The sequence below is a fragment of the Pedobacter sp. GR22-6 genome (genome assembly GCF_037402555.1).
Lineage (GTDB): Bacteria > Bacteroidota > Bacteroidia > Sphingobacteriales > Sphingobacteriaceae > Pedobacter.
This window is the reverse complement of sequence record NZ_JBBEUC010000001.1, coordinates 626,466-641,730: the sequence shown is the minus strand read 5'-3', so window position 1 is coordinate 641,730 and position 15,265 is coordinate 626,466. Positions and strand designations below refer to the sequence as shown.

Sequence of the window (15,265 nt, the reverse complement as noted above, 5' to 3'; positions counted from 1 at the left end):
ATTAAAAATTATAGGATAAAGAAAGACTGAATGTACGCCCAACGTAGCGTGTAAAAGTTTGTCGGTCACCTACCCTCCTATTGGTAAACTTATCGGTATAACCTTCTTCGAATTTCTCAGAAAAGCCAAATTTATATTCGTACTTATCGTGCCACTCCAGATTCAGTCCACCCTCAGTTCCAGGCTTTTGCTCATAGGTACTGGGATCGTTGATGAAATAACGGAAAGGTGCATCCAGCAGGTTGCTCATGTTCAGTTTGGTTTCCATCTTTCCTTTCAAAAATTTATAACTGATCTGGGCATCCATTTGAGATCTCGGCCTTTCATATTCCACGAATCCGGGCTCTATGGCTGTAATAAAAGTCTTATAGCCCGCATGGTTGTAGGTTAAATTCAGTCCCAATTTTTTGCCAGCATACTGAATCCCCGCGTTATACAGCAAAGGAACCTGTCCGTAAAGCGCACGCGGATATTTCAGGTATTTATAATACAGAGAATCTGATTGGTCGGCAGCTTTGCCATACTGTATTTCCCGAGCCCGTACTTTTGAGTTCTGTAACGTAAGGTTACCGCTCAGGTATACGTTCTTCAGAAAAGGAAGGCCGTCGTAGACGAAGCCTAAACTTTTACGGAGCTCAAATTCCCATCCCTTTACGATGGCCCAATCTGAATTGGAAATCGTGATGTAACCAATTCCATTATTTTCGTTGTCCAGTCTGTAATATTCTGCTGGTTTGTCGAAGAATTTATAAAAATAACCTGCCGAGATCAGCTCGCCTGCTCCTGGAAACACCTCTATTTTCGCATCCAGGTTATCGATAAGTGTACTGCTCACACCACTACTGCGGATATCTGTCCCATAATTCGGATTGTAACGGGAGAACCTTGAACTTTCCATAAGTCCTGGTCTAACGGCCGATTTGGCATAGGATGTCCGCAAATTCATGTCCTTAAAAGGAGAATAGGTGATGTTGGCCGAAGGCAGAAAATACCAGTCTTTTTTCTCCTCAAAGAAAATCCTGCTGATTTTATCTTTCAGTAAGCTGGCAGAATTGACAATTGTATCTAACTTGAAGTATTCAGCGCGTAGGCCCCAAACCATGCGCAGGCTGGGAAGCAATTTCTGGTCTAACATTACGAATGCGCCCTTGTTCTCACTTTTGGCCTCAAATTTATTGGAACCATAATCTTGTTTGAAATAGAAGATGCTATTTCCTGTATTCTCCATACTCATATAGTTGCCCCAGTCCTGGATTGGTATCGTAACTAAAGGGACCGTACCATTGCTTCCCATTGCGATAGGGAGAATCTGCCAGTCGTAGTACGCATGTTTTTTAAGGTAATTGGCACCCGCTTTCAAAGTATGTTTGGTATTACCTAATTTAAAATCATAGGCCGCAGTCAGAGTACCATCAAAGTTATTCTCTTTATAGATGTATTCATCTCTGTGCGTAGCTCCAAAGCCCGGATCCGTGGTGGAACTGGTGCCATAGGTATACAGTACCCTATTGCCAATTTCACGACTACCCAGAGTTGTTGATACAGCATCCTGTTCTAAAGATTTAAGCGATGTCCTGGCCAAACTCCATTCAATCTTTAAGGGTTTGATCCGGTGAACACCACTTACCTTATTCTGCAGGAGATCCGAAAACTTGGGTCTGTCATCTTCCTTGATGCTGGGGAATTTTCTTTCGGACTCATCTTTAGGATTGTTCCAGTCCCAGCCACTGAAGCGACTGAACCTGTTGTCGAAGATCCGTGTATATAAATTGTAGGTATTGATCTGGTGCATTTCCGTCTTGAACCCACCATTTAGCAACAGTCCCAGGGTAGTGTTGAAACCGTAGACATTACCCGTGTTGATGTCGGTAGGATCATCTCCGCGAGTAGGCTCCCGGGTCCAGTCTCCACGGCGCATGGTAGAGACATAATCGTTGCTCTGCGTATTGCGGTAGCTCAATGAACCGACAAAGCCCAGTTTACGCTCAGCCCTGGAACTTAAGGAGTAAACTCTCCCCAAGTTAAACTGGTAGTTTTGCGAAGGCATGGACTGAAAATTGCGTGTTCCCAAGCGTTCAGTTCCACCGATGCGCTTGTTTTGCTCAGCCACTTCTGCAAATTTAACCTCGTTTTGGGCATCGGTTTTCGTAGGATCAAATTTCCCTGCGAGGTTCAACAAATTCTTAGGGAAATGGTCCCGGGTACCATCATCAAAACCCAAATAATCGTATTTACCACGTCCATACCCCAGAAAATCCTTGCCTGTGGTGCGGCTATTGAAAGAAGTACCTGCGCTGACGGACAGGAAATTGCTTTCGGGTACAGACTTGGTCGTAATCTGGATTAAACCTCCTGCAAAACCATAAGGCATATCGGCAGTGATGGATTTGGCCACAACGATATTTTCTACCAGATTGGTCGGGATCAGGTTAAATTCAAAATCCCGCTCCTGAACATCTGTACTGGGCAAGCTACTTCCGTTGAGCAAAGATACATTATAACGTTCAGCGATGCCTCTCACCACTACCTTTCTATTTTCATTGGTAGATACCCCGGTAATCCGTTTTAAGCTTTCACCTACATGTTTATCGGGAGTTGCAGCAATCTGTTCTGCAGAGATACCATCAGAAAGGTTGGACGTATTTTTTTGTTGCGCATACAGGCCGGCCACGGATGCTTTTTTATAAGTGGAAGTGATGGTCACTTCTGACAGTCCTTTCGAATCCGGTTTCATTGAAATATCCAGCGTTGTATTTTCGCGTGACCGGACCATCACATCGGTAATCCGCTGCTTCTGATAAGAGATATAGCTGATTTCAAGAGTGTATGTGCCTGGTGCTATGCTGATGCTGTACTTTCCATCAACCGTGGTTTGCACCGTTTGACCAGTCTCTACAATCTTAATTGTAGTACTGGGCATGACTTCGCCCCTATCGTCGGTTATTTTACCCGTGATGCGGCCAGGCTCTGCAGGTTTGGGTGCCGGTTTGGCCCGGCCAATCACGACATTATTATTGATGACTTCATAATCATAGCCCGTTTGTTTCAACAGTCTTTTGAGCACTATGGGAAGAGATTCCCCACGAAAGAACTGTGGAGAAGGCTTTAATTTGCTGAGTATATTTTTATCATAAGAAAATGCGATACCGGTACTTTTTTCAATTCTGGCCAGTACATCGGCCATGTTTTCATTTTTTATGTTGATGGTAACCTTGACTTCATCCAGTTTCTGTGCCCTGCTATCGCTGGCGTAGATCATACTGGTTAAGCTTATTAAAATTCCTAATGCAACTGTCGTGACTCTCATGATCGCCGTGACGTTTTTTTTCATGTATTTTTTATTGTACAAAAGATAGTCAGCCCATGCGTCCGAATAAATCGGGAATTGCATTGCCAATCCGCATAGCTTTACTATTTTTGATTGTTGTTAAATGGTTTATGCCTTTAATTACACAGCGGGACTAACGAACTTTCGACGGGGAGTTAGCCGCTGTTTCTTTTTATGTATCCTTATCTATTCATAGAGTGTGATTATATGGTCCCTGATGCGGTAATTTGCATCCGTCATTTTGCTGATTGTTTTCATAACCTCTGTTATTTGATTGTGTGTATAAAATGTAGTTTTAAAATTCGCTGCTGCTAACCTGTTGCTTTTCGTTTCGAGTGTAAGTCCCCATGTATTTTTGATGACCAGGGCGAGTTCAGAGAAGGGGGCGCCGTCCAACTTGATGACACCATCTCTCCAGGAGCTGACCAGCCGGGCCGGAATTTCAGTGGTGGTAAAATCCCCGGTATTTTTCTCGAAACTGATCTGCTGGTTGGGGTAAAGGAAAGCCAGCGTTTTACCGGCAGTAGTGACCCCAACTTTTCCTGTAGCAACGCTCACCGCAATTTGATTTAGTTTGGCGTATGCCCTGATGTTGAAGGATGTGCCCAATACTGTGGTGGACAGCTGAGCGGTAGAGACCACAAAAGGCTTTGTTTCATTGTGTTTTACTTTGAAAAACGCCTCACCATCTAAATAGACCTGTCTTTTAGGGCCATTAAACTGAGCTGGATAGCGGATCTCCGAGCCCGAATTCAAGGTAATTTCCGAGCCGTCGGCCAAGATCACTTTCAGCATCTTACCTTGCCCGGCCCTGCTCCTGCTCCATTGAATCGTGTTTTCAGTTTGTGTGGAACTGCTGCTCTTCTTCAAGTATTGGTACATGGAGAAGCTGCAGATTAAAAAGGCCAGAACTGCAGCAATTTTCATCCAACTGGCGTAGGGCTGGAATAGCGGGAAGATCCTAAGGTTAGTACCGGGAATTCGGTCAGTAATGCTATTTAAGAGCCGAAGCCGTACTTTTTCTTCATGTTCAGCGTCGGCAAAAACCTTCAGGTCTTCGTCAGCATGATCGAATGCTGCGTACCAATGGTCTAATATTTTTTTCTTTTCCTGCTCGTCCATATGATGTCCTTTGCCTATATAACCGAACGGGTATGGCACTTGTCCCAGAGCAAAATAAAACTTAATACAACCGGTATGTTCTGTTAATGTTCGCTTAACAACAAAGCCGCTATTGTGATGATCAGGGTAAGGGAAGCTGGCTTAGGTTCAGCTGATCCATAGTTGCGGATGGTAAGCCTGATCCGGTTTAATGCTGTACTCAATTGGTTCCTGACGGTTTTACTGGAGATGTTCAAGCGACTGGCGATTTCTTCATTAGAAAGCATTTCCTCTCTGCTGAGCAGGAAGATTTCTTTCATTTTTTCAGGCAGTTTATTGATTTCCTGCAGGACAACAGATTCAAGTTCGCGGTTCATCAAACGATCGTCACTGGAATGCGGATCGACTTCGGTCTTAGATGCTTCCTGATTTTCGAAGTTCATCTTTAAGAGCGCTCTTCTAAAAAAGTCGATGATGCGGCTTTTCAACCGGGTATGGAGCAAGGCACGTACGGCATTTTCATTTTCCAGGTCATAATCGCCCTCGAGCAAGGAGAGAAAGAGGTCCTGCAAAATGTCTTCTACCTGTGCCTCGTCCCGCAAGCGGCGAAAGGCGACGACATACAACTCCTTCCAGAACTTGTTGTACACAGTTGTGATGTATTGCTTTTTTGCCTGCTGCTTCAATTGAATTTTGGAGTGTGGCAACAAAGCTAGCAAGAACAATATTAACGGCAGGTTAAGAATTCAGGCAGACATTGCTTTGAGCTAGCGAATGTTTAAGAAAATGCAGTCAAAAGATAACGAAACAACACCATTGGCTTAAAATGATTTGTTTTGCTTTGCTGCAGGTAAAAAAATAGGTATCCTAATGAAAACGACAGCAATCAAAATCAGTTCAGACCTGCAAATCTTCATCGATAAATTTGCTCCAACCAAATTCAAACTTATGGCCAGGGGAATTGAAATCAGGGGCATTAACGACATGCACAGAAACCTTGTGCAGGCCAGAGACCTGATTGAGCGTCTAGAGCTAAATCTCACCGTGTCGCACAATGCAGAGATGCTGAGCTACGGTGGTTTTGAAGTAAATAATTCTTAACGGGGCGTTGCAGAGGTATTCGGTTTAAAAGAACCGAGCAACAAGTTCAGGTCAGCGGGCGCAACTGATTCGGGATGATGGAACTGCTGATCCAACATGGTATCAGGAAACTCCAGGCTTCCTGTAGTCGTTTGCACTTTGATTCCCGCACTGATTTTTTTGTAAGATAAGTACTCCCCTACTGCAGGATTAAGTTCCTGCAGGCGAATGAGCAACTCGTAGATCACATAGACCGATAATTGCATACACAAAAATACAAAACATTAATTCAACACTAAATTATCATTAAGTTAACAAAAATATAACAACAACCATGTGCTTAACATGCGATTAAAGAAGTTCCTGTCAGTAAATGACAAACCAAGTCAGGAAGACCTGGAATAATCTGAAATAATTAGCGTGTCAGGGAAAAGATTAAGTTTAGGCTCGATTTTGTGCTACTCAAATCCGATCCTTGTCGTGTTTGTCAGTGATGGTGTCTGTTTGATTCACTTCCTTCTCAAATTTTTTCGCATCTCTTTTATTTCTTCTGATCAGGAAGAGAATCAATACCAGGACAGCAAATACTACGGGGACTAAAATATTATAATTGACTTCCATGAGCAGTGTTTTTGAGTAAATATAAAGAAAAAAAGCCCTGACATCCATCATGGCTTTTTTTATCAACTAAACCTAAACGTATTATAAATACTAACCAAATATTTATGCTGCAAAGCTAAGGCTCATGTGTTAAGAAGATGTTACATATACGTTATAAATAAACAAAAAAACCGGGCCGACAACAGTCGGACCCGGTTGAGCATAATCAAAAATGAAAAAACTTATTTCAGGAAGATTTTACGTATTGCTTTATTGTCTGCATCCAGAATATAAATATTACCATCTTTATCAACAGCCATATCATCCATAGACGCTAATTTTGCTGCGGATAACGTACCATCTACAAAACCTGAACCCGAGCTGAATTTCACGAGTGTTGAAGCCTTTTTACTCGCAATATCAATCTCTCTGATGGCGTAATTATACCGGTCGCCTGCGATCATCTTACCGCTGCCATATAAAAACAATCCTCCGGAAATGTTATTAAATCTCACCTGCGTACCTGCTCCATCTGCATAACCCGGATCTGACCAGCCAATCCAATTGATCAAATTCGTACCACCCGCAGGTATATTGGAAATGGCATGGTTACTACTTGATCCTGAATCTACATAATACAGGTTACCAGCTGCATCGACTGCCGGACGGGAAACAGGCCAAAGTGGCCCGGTAACTTTAGAAAAGCCACCTGCTACATTTACTTTGTTCATCCCTGCAAATGTGGCATTGATATTTACATAAAGATTTCCTGCCTTGTCAAATGTCATCCTTCCAGGTGCAAAACCAGATGCATAGACTGTATTTTGTCCCGTAGGGGTAATTTTTCGGATTTGGTTAGTGCCAATATCTGATACATACATATTGTTTTGTTTATCGAATACAATACCGTAAGGTGTTCCGAAAATAATATCTGCACCATTTGCCTGCACTGTAGTTACCGTACCATCTTCTGCAATTCTCTTTACAACTTTATTCTGGTAATCGGTTACATAAACAACACCATTATTATCCAGGGCCATTCCTGCCATAAAACGCCCAAACGTAGTGCTATTAGGACCGCCCGCCAATGTCATCACTCCGGCTCTTCTAAATTCCTGCGGTGCTAGCGCTTCCTCAGTTCCCACAACAACTTTCAACTTACCCGTGCTTAATCCTGCAGGCGCGTCTAAAACCAGTGTATTTTCAGTAGCTGTATTTACAGCTGTTAAGACCCCATTAAAATAAACTTTGTTATTTGTTATTGTGCTGCTAAAACCAGACCCTTTGATGGTAACTGTTGTTCCTGCCAAACCATTATCAGGGCTTACAGAAATAATTCCCAGTGTCTGATCTTTAAACTGAGGGCCATCAGTAGCCTGGTCATTCACCACTACTTTCACCAAACCGCTTCCTGTACCACCGGGTATAACAAGCTTAATTTGGTTTTCATTAACAGATTGAACGGGAATTGCCACACCGTTGATGAACACTTTATTTTCGTCCAGCACAGGACTAAAGAAAGTACCTGTAATGGTCATTTGGGAATCCTTTGGTCCACTCAGTGGCGTAACCACCTGTATGGATGGCGGAGCGACTACTGTAAATATTGGCCCTGTAGTTTTCTGTCCGTTGATATTTACAGAAAGCGGACCCGTGCTCACTCCGTCAGGAGCGGAAACTACCAGTTTTTCTTTGGAAGCTTCCAGTACTGTAGCGCTGGCTCCGTTAAAATCTACTACATTTCCTGCTGCCAGTTCTTCAAACCCGACACCGGTAATGGTGACTTTGGTGTTTTTCCCACCGGTTAGGGGTTTAATCGTACTGATAGACTGATAGGTAAAATTCTGCCCCTGGGCTTCTTTACCGTTCACCTTTACCACTATCGGCCCGAAGCCCGCATCTACAGGTACTTCGGCAACGATTATTTTATCAGACACACTAACTACCAATGCAGCTTTACCATTGATAAAAACTGTAGCTGGCGCGCTTATACTACTAAAACCCTCTCCTGTAATCCTAATTTGAGAACCAGCAGGCCCATTGGCAGGGGACACTATTTTTACACTTAAATCCTGGTAAGTATACTGTCCCACATCAAAGTTCTGCGCAGCATATTTTAATCCGAGCGTACCTGTAGCGCCTCCTTCCGGCATCCTGATTACCAGTGAAGTTGCCGTTGCACTAATTACCTCTGCCGCTTTTCCCGAAATACTGGCGGAATACAAACCAATGTCGGTACCAAAGCCTTCTCCTTCTATGGTCACCAAAGTACCTGCGTTACCGCTATTTGGATAATAGCTCTCTATTTTAAACGCTACAACAGGCTGTTCTACCTTATCTTTTTTACAAGCGCCAATAAACAGCAGGAAACACAGCATCATACCGATGCCTAAATTCCATTTATGTTGAATGATCGTATTCATATTCTTCTAATTTAATTTGTAGACTAAAAACTATACCTTAAGCCTAATTGCATTTGCGTTCTGGATCCAACGTAATCTATGCTATAAGGTTTTCCCGGATTTCGGAAAGTAAAAGCCGGGTAATTACCTGCATTTTGCTGGGCGCTAAGCAAGGGAGGGGTTAAACCCACACTGCTGGTTGAATTGAACGTATTTGGCGAAAAATACTGAACGCCCCAGTTTTTGCTGATCAGGTTGCTGATGTTCGTTACATCTGCAGTAAAACTTAATGAACGGGTTTTACCTTCGTTTACAAATAACTCATGCGAGAGGTGTAAATCTGCCTGTACATTCCAGGGTGTACGCCCCTGGTTACGTTCTGTGTACTTCCCCCTCCTGCTGCTCAGATATTCATTACCATCAATAAACGCGTTAAACGCTGTTGCCTGTTGTACCGCCGTTTGTGTTGGAATGTCTTTAAAATAGCGAATACTCTCCTCATGTAGAGGAATGTAAGTTAAACTAACCTGCTGTGGTAAGCCCTGCGTACTTGCGTTTACAATACCGTAAGTAAAAGGACTGCCCGACTGTGCGCTAAAGAACAAACTTATATTTGTTTTGCCTGCCTTAAGCCAGTCGTGGTTATAACTGATGCTGGACACAATGCGGTGGCGGATATCAAAATTACTGTAACTTAAGGTTGGGTTGTTGGGCACCAGCGACTGGTTTAGCTGCCAGTTGCTTTCCATCGAGTTACGTACACCATTACTTAAATCTTTTGATTGTCCGTAGGTATAAGAAGCACTCACATTTAAAGAATTTATAAACGTTCTGGCAACAGTACCAGTAAGGCTGTAACGGTAACCATCGCTGGTATTGCTTAATAAGTAAATGTTAGAGAAACGTGGATCAACAGTTCCACTGTAAACAGGCTGCTGTTTTTCCTTGTCATAACCATAATACAAGGGATTATCTTTTGTATTCAGCTGCTGAAACAATACATCTTTTATATTCTTGGTATACATCCCTTCCAGGGTAAAACGCCAGTCATTTTCTGTTTCATAATCGAGTCCCAAACTACCACGTAATACTTTTGGCATTACAAAGTCATTGTCCACCAAATCTATCTGGGTACGCCCGCTATTTGGATTATTGATCACTGTTCCGTTTTGACCAATGAAACCAGCTATACCATTAGGGTTTGGTTTAACAGGATCTACACCTGGCACAAAAGGCTGCTGATCTGCCCGCTGGTCTATGGCACCAAAGCTGTCGCCCGTGTTGTAGTAGGCATAGGCCAGCCAGGCAAAAGGAATACGGCCGGTAAACATCCCGATTCCTCCTCTAAAAATCAGCTTCTGATCGCCCAGAGCATCGTATCTGAAACCTAAACGTGGCGAAAGCTGTACTTTGTTTAAGAATTTATTTTCAATCCGGTTTAGCGGCGTGTAAGTATAGGTATTCCCGAAATTCGGGTCGGCCATGATACTGCGTACCTTATCACTTAAAACAGGCATGGTCGGTAAGTTCACCATATCGGCACGCAAACCAGGTGTAATCCGCAACTGATCGCTGATCCTGATTTCATCCTGTACATATAAACTGTACATGTTTACATTAAAATCTGCCGCTGGATTGTTCATTAAATAATCCCTGTCGTTATTGGTATAACCGTAACTTCCCCTTACACGGTACGGATTGTTGTTGGTGAAATCTTCTATGCTCTGGTAATCTACACGACCGTTCCAGGCATTTACAAAACCATACTGGATGCCATACAATTCGTTGTGCGTACCCAGCAAAATTTTGTGACGGCCTTTGCTCCAGTTTAAATTCCCGGTAAACTCCCAGGTTTTCTGCTTCATATTAAAAATGCTGGCCTCACGGTCGGTACCCAAATAAATAGTGGTACCCGGCGTGCGGCCCATAATCTGTACCTGTGGCAGGGTCGGATCGCTTAGAGGGTCACGGCTATCACTAACATGTGTAAAACCAAGCACTACATTGGCCGAAAGTTCATTATTGAAACGACTTTTCAATTCGGCAACAGTGCTGCTTTGGTTGTTTTCCTGTAAAAAAGCCATGCTACTGAAACGGAAATCCTGCTGATCACGGTCCATGTGTGTAGCCTTGCTAAAAATGGTATTATTCCTGACAGCCAATTGGTGTTTATCGCTGATGTTCCAGTCCAAACGGTTAAAAAACTTCTGTGATTTGCTCCAGTTGGTGTATGCATCTGCAGTTCCCGCATCAAAAATATTTCCGTAGCGGCTCTTTACTGTGTTTTTTATAGATTGGGCATCGGCTACACTAAAAATAGGACTGGTTTCTGGCGTACCTACCAGCAGTTGTGTGGGATCCTGCCGGCGGGTAATTTCCTCATTGCTAAAAAAGAACAGTTTGTTTTTAATGATTGGGAAACCGATGCGGAAACCTGTCTGGTAATCATAAAATTCGCTGTTCATTTTGCCCAGGCTGCCTACACGGTCATTACCGGTAAGGGCTGCATTTCTGCCGAAACCGTACACAGAACCACTTACGGTGTTGGTACCACTGCGGGTAACCGCATTGACGGATCCACCGGTGAAATTCCCGATTTTCACATCAAAGGGTGCAAGGTATACCTGCATGTCTTCTATCGCATCCAGAGAAACCGGATTGGTCCTGGTGCTACTGCCATTCATACCGGATGTTCCGGTCTGCCCCCCATTAGAGGGACTAAAACCAATGGCATCATTGTTAACAGCACCGTCTATAGTGACATTGTTGTACCTGAAGTTGGTACCACCGAAACTGTTATCCCGACTACCCTGAGGAGTGAGGCGGGTAATATCGGTAATGCTGCGGTTAACCGTAGGCATGTTTTTAACCTGTTCACTACTGATGTTCTTTCCTGTCCCATAGCTATCTGCTTTTTGACGGGAAATGCTTTTTGCTGTGACCACTATCGTATTCAGCTCCTGCGCATTATCATCCAGGACGAAGTTGATCTGCTGCGTACCTCCAAGGCGAACGGCAATGTCATTACGCATGACATTTTTCATCCCTATAAAGGATACCGTAAGTTCATAAGGCGAACCAATCCGGAGGTTATTTAAAAAATAACGGCCATCTGCATCGGCAGAGACGGCATAACGTGTGCCTGAAGGGGTGTGGATCGCAATAATGGTTGCGCCTGGTATGACTACCCCTTTGGCATCTTTAACCTGGCCGCTTAGCGAGCCGCTTGTTTCTTGCGCCATGCTGTATATCGACACCAGTAGCAGGGCGCAAAGCACAACGATTGAATATATGTTCTTCATGAATTTAATTTTAATTGCTTGTACGCCCTGTTATTGGGTAATCCGTAAAGCACCGTCAATAATATGTAGCACCCCATTTCCAGCCAGGATATCTTGTTTACCGCCAACCAGGTTAACTGGAGTAACGTTTCCAACTCCCTTTAATGTAATCCCGCTAAAGCTACCCGGAGCATTGGCGTCTGATTTCAAAGTGATGGTAACCGAATTGCCGTCGAGCATGGCCTGTCGGCTGGTGTTGGTCGATCCCGTACTTAAGATATAATCGTAGATAAACCGCCTGTCTTTAACAATATGGTAGTTTACCAAACGCTTCAATACCTCTGCATTGGTATTGCTAATTTGTTCAATGCTGGTATAGCCCATAGTCTGCATTGCTGCATTATTAGGGGCAAAAATGGTGTATGGGCCTTGTTCTTTAATCGTTTCCAGTAAACCAGAAGTTTTTAAAGCCTGCGTAAATAATGTAATACTGGATTCTGCTGCTATGGCATCACCCAGTAAATCGTGCAGGTAAGGCGTGAGTACGCGGTTTATTACCTGTACCAATCCATTTGAAGCAGGAATGTTCTGTGAAATCACCCTTGAACCATTGATCGTAAGAATGGTGTCCGTCCCTTTGATCCAATGCGTTGCATATAACCTGCCACCACGCGATTTAAGCTCCTGATTGAATAGAAACGGCAGCTTGTTCAATTCATATTTACCATCCAGGGTGTGGTAATTGGCTATCCTTGAAATTGTACTGGGGCTACCCGTTAAAACAGCAACAGGCCCGGAATAACCGCCAGCACTAAATGCGGCATCTGAAGGGACCAGGGCAGTGTAAGGTCCTGCACCATCCTGAAGATTTTTATCTAGTCCGCTCAATCTTAATGCTGCACTGAAGGCAGATAGATTAAAATTATCAGCGATCACCAGGTTAATTTTATTGTTATCGTAATCGCTCAACTGATTTTCTTCTTTACTGCAGGCGGTGCCCAATACGGCAATGAGCAGCAAGAAAAATAAGGTGTTTTTTTTATATAAATTAATTCTTTGCGCCATGTTTTAATTCAATTTAAATCCTTTAGGAATAAACAGGTGGTCCACCACATGGATAGGCCCGTTTAAAGTATTGATGTCTCCTTCAATTACGTTAGCCGCAGGATATTCGGAACCTTTGACCTTAATTTGAATGCTGCTGTTATTTACCGAAAACTCCAAAGGCATTTTGTAAGCATATTCGATAGATGGATTTCCACCTGCACTGACGAGGTATTCATTTAGTCTTGGGGATAATTCATTGCTGTAAAATACAGTAGCATTACTGATCGCCTTATCTCCTCCAACGGTTACAGGCTGAAACATCCTTCCCCAATTGCGGTGGTAGTTGTAAATGGTATCCATGGGATAAGCCCCTTCATCTGTAAAGGTCATGTCACTAAAATGAATACTCGAAGCGCCACGTTCATTGAATTTCAAGATATCAGCCACAGTTTGAAAGCCAGCTTTGTGAAAAGCTTCATCTGTTGGGGCAAACAAAGTTGATATCGTAATGTTGGTACCATACCCCGGATAAGGGCTCAGAATATCCCAGTCTTTCTGATAAAAAAGACGCTGGGTTGCATACATCATTGTTTCTTCGGGATCTGGCTTGTATCCAAACAAGGGCTCCATATCTGAGGCAATTTTATCCAGGTACAATTCATCGGCAAGCCGTTGCGATTCAAGAAACATCGTAAACCTTCCATCTGCCCTTAGCGCTTCAATTATAGTTTTAGTAGGTTTTTCCAGCGTTTTTTCCATAAGATAAAGTCCGCCATTGGTAGCCGGCAAATAATTAAGCTTACCCATATTTTTACCATTAACCAGTAAGGCATCGCCCTTTAGGCCAACATAAAGCCGGTAAGCGTAATAATCGAACTGGTTCGATTCGGGGTTTTCATAATATTTTACATAAAGATCCCGGTTCTCCAGAAGGGTTTTAACCATAAAATTATCGCTCTTCAGTTTAAGTTCATCGCCAGTTACTTGTCCAATCGTGGCAGAGAATAGTATAAAGTCATCCAGTTCTGCTGCGGACATTTGATCAATTTTACTGGCAGTTAATCCAGCAGACTGCATAGCCGCATCATTTGGTACAAAAGCAGTATACAAAACTTTGCTCCCTTTTTGGTTCAGCACATTTTTGATATTGCTCTTTTGCCATGCGCTGTAATATAGTTTTGCAGGCGAAGCAGCCAGCAACTCTTCTACAGTTTGCGTGGCATTACTTTGAAAAGGAACCTGAGCCCCTTCAGGATCCGGCAGGAATTCTGTTTTAGTACAAGCGGCGGTAAACAAAAGACTTGCAAACAAAATGACCCCGCTCAATTTTTTTAAATTTCTCATATTCATCATGATTTGTTATCTTTTTATAGCTTCTTCCGGTCTGACTAATCCACCCGCTAGATGGTGGACCAGGCCATTGCTGCATAAATTGTCATTTTTTGCGGTGATGTCACCGGATACTGCGACGGGGGGATCATTGGATGTCGGTCCTGTACGTAATACAAGGGAGTAAGCGAGTTTAAAGCTGGGGTACATTTTTCCGGCACCAAAGGTCATGTAGTAAGTGGTATTTTTCGGATAATAATTATATGAGCCATTAGAATTAATGCCGGCAAACACCTGTCCATCTGAGGTAAAAAAGTGTCTATCGTATAAAATATAGACTCCAAAAAGCAAATCACCCAGGTATTTACTGGCATCCATAGCGCTTAAAGAAAGTTCGGTAATACCCAGATCTTCCATTGCCTTATTATCGGGGGCAAAAATGGTGAAGGGTCCCTGCACAGCCAGTTGCTCCCAAAGGCCAAACTTTTTCAGGCCCGAAACAAACACACTATATTCTTTATGCTGTGCCAGCCATTGCTGGATGGTTTTGCTAAAATTGGGCTTCATGACCTGGTTCAGCACATGTAAGGTACCGTTGGCCATTGGTACATCTTTTCGGGTAGCCTCTACCCCACTAAAATAAAGCTCATCCAATGCCCCCCCATTAGGATTCAGGGAAGCTGCAGAAGCATACAGCGCGGTACCCTCTAAAGTGGCGTAACGTACATCAATTCCATTGCTTGGAATATCAGCAACCCTTAGCCGGCGCGGCAGCACGTGATAGCCGATCACTTTTTTCAGGCTATCTGCATTCATTTTGTCAAAATCTGCTGCAGTATAAATGCCCAGGTTGTTAAAAGCTTCGTCAGTAGGTGCCAGTACGGTAAAAGGACCCTTTCCATTTAGCTGATCTACATAACCCACTTTTTGCAGCGCAGCGTAAAACAAGCGCATCTCATAATTATTTTTCACGAAATCTGCGGCGGGACGAACATTTTCGTTGGGCTTTGCCATTGATAGATCGTCATGCTTGCAGGAAGCAAAAAACAGAAGCGATAAACCAACCGCAAATAAATATGTTAATTTCTTCATTTGAA

At 43.2% G+C, this 15,265-nt stretch carries 11 protein-coding genes; 1 reads left to right on the top strand and 10 read right to left on the bottom strand.

Features of this window, described 5'->3' with window-relative positions:
• Nucleotide 1: 1 nt before the first annotated feature.
• From WAE59_RS02850 to WAE59_RS02840, 3 genes are all read right to left on the bottom strand, one after another.
• Complete coding sequence (locus WAE59_RS02850; RefSeq protein ID WP_337854418.1) at nucleotides 2-3,331, bottom strand: TonB-dependent receptor domain-containing protein; 3,330 nt, start codon at nucleotides 3,329-3,331, stop codon at nucleotides 2-4.
• A 183-nt stretch (nucleotides 3,332-3,514) separates the two neighbouring features.
• Nucleotides 3,515-4,450, bottom strand: a complete 936-nt coding sequence (locus WAE59_RS02845) for a FecR family protein (RefSeq protein ID WP_337854417.1) — start codon at nucleotides 4,448-4,450, stop codon at nucleotides 3,515-3,517.
• Nucleotides 4,451-4,533: 83 nt separating this feature from the next.
• Complete coding sequence (locus tag WAE59_RS02840) at nucleotides 4,534-5,115, bottom strand: RNA polymerase sigma factor (RefSeq protein WP_337854416.1); 582 nt, start codon at nucleotides 5,113-5,115, stop codon at nucleotides 4,534-4,536.
• 184 nt (nucleotides 5,116-5,299) lie between these two features.
• Here WAE59_RS02840 and WAE59_RS02835 point away from each other — a divergent pair, with 184 nt between their 5' ends.
• A complete protein-coding gene (locus WAE59_RS02835; protein WP_337854415.1) occupies nucleotides 5,300-5,530 on the top strand; it encodes a hypothetical protein in 231 nt (76 codons plus the stop codon).
• Here WAE59_RS02835 and WAE59_RS02830 read toward each other — a convergent pair.
• From WAE59_RS02830 to WAE59_RS02800, 7 genes are all read right to left on the bottom strand, one after another.
• Nucleotides 5,527-5,775: a hypothetical protein gene (locus tag WAE59_RS02830; RefSeq protein WP_337854414.1), complete on the bottom strand. Its 249-nt coding sequence runs from the start codon at nucleotides 5,773-5,775 to the stop codon at nucleotides 5,527-5,529. The genes WAE59_RS02835 and WAE59_RS02830 overlap by 4 nt on opposite strands.
• A gap of 196 nt (nucleotides 5,776-5,971) precedes the next feature.
• On the bottom strand, nucleotides 5,972-6,130 hold the full coding sequence (locus tag WAE59_RS02825; RefSeq protein ID WP_337854413.1) for a hypothetical protein: 159 nt from the start codon (nucleotides 6,128-6,130) through the stop codon (nucleotides 5,972-5,974).
• Between the two features lie 221 nt (nucleotides 6,131-6,351).
• On the bottom strand, nucleotides 6,352-8,532 hold the full coding sequence (locus WAE59_RS02820; protein WP_337854412.1) for an IPT/TIG domain-containing protein: 2,181 nt from the start codon (nucleotides 8,530-8,532) through the stop codon (nucleotides 6,352-6,354).
• Nucleotides 8,533-8,555: 23 nt separating this feature from the next.
• Complete coding sequence (locus WAE59_RS02815; RefSeq protein WP_337854411.1) at nucleotides 8,556-11,813, bottom strand: TonB-dependent receptor; 3,258 nt, start codon at nucleotides 11,811-11,813, stop codon at nucleotides 8,556-8,558.
• Nucleotides 11,814-11,843: 30 nt separating this feature from the next.
• Nucleotides 11,844-12,857: a fasciclin domain-containing protein gene (locus WAE59_RS02810; protein ID WP_337854410.1), complete on the bottom strand. Its 1,014-nt coding sequence runs from the start codon at nucleotides 12,855-12,857 to the stop codon at nucleotides 11,844-11,846.
• A gap of 3 nt (nucleotides 12,858-12,860) precedes the next feature.
• Nucleotides 12,861-14,183, bottom strand: a complete 1,323-nt coding sequence (locus WAE59_RS02805) for a fasciclin domain-containing protein (RefSeq protein ID WP_337854409.1) — start codon at nucleotides 14,181-14,183, stop codon at nucleotides 12,861-12,863.
• Nucleotides 14,184-14,198: 15 nt separating this feature from the next.
• A complete protein-coding gene (locus tag WAE59_RS02800) occupies nucleotides 14,199-15,260 on the bottom strand; it encodes a fasciclin domain-containing protein (RefSeq protein WP_337854408.1) in 1,062 nt (353 codons plus the stop codon).
• Nucleotides 15,261-15,265: the final 5 nt, after the last annotated feature.

Coding starts and splice junctions, on each gene's coding strand:
- WAE59_RS02805 (WP_337854409.1), bottom strand. CDS start 14,183: ATGAGAAATTTAAAAAAATTGAGCGGGGTCATTTTGTTTGCAAGTCTT.
- WAE59_RS02820 (WP_337854412.1), bottom strand. CDS start 8,532: ATGAATACGATCATTCAACATAAATGGAATTTAGGCATCGGTATGATG.
- WAE59_RS02800 (WP_337854408.1), bottom strand. CDS start 15,260: ATGAAGAAATTAACATATTTATTTGCGGTTGGTTTATCGCTTCTGTTT.
- WAE59_RS02830 (WP_337854414.1), bottom strand. CDS start 5,775: ATGCAATTATCGGTCTATGTGATCTACGAGTTGCTCATTCGCCTGCAG.
- WAE59_RS02835 (WP_337854415.1), top strand. CDS start 5,300: ATGAAAACGACAGCAATCAAAATCAGTTCAGACCTGCAAATCTTCATC.
- WAE59_RS02810 (WP_337854410.1), bottom strand. CDS start 12,857: ATGGCGCAAAGAATTAATTTATATAAAAAAAACACCTTATTTTTCTTG.
- WAE59_RS02825 (WP_337854413.1), bottom strand. CDS start 6,130: ATGGAAGTCAATTATAATATTTTAGTCCCCGTAGTATTTGCTGTCCTG.
- WAE59_RS02815 (WP_337854411.1), bottom strand. CDS start 11,813: ATGAAGAACATATATTCAATCGTTGTGCTTTGCGCCCTGCTACTGGTG.
- WAE59_RS02850 (WP_337854418.1), bottom strand. CDS start 3,331: ATGAAAAAAAACGTCACGGCGATCATGAGAGTCACGACAGTTGCATTA.
- WAE59_RS02845 (WP_337854417.1), bottom strand. CDS start 4,450: ATGGACGAGCAGGAAAAGAAAAAAATATTAGACCATTGGTACGCAGCA.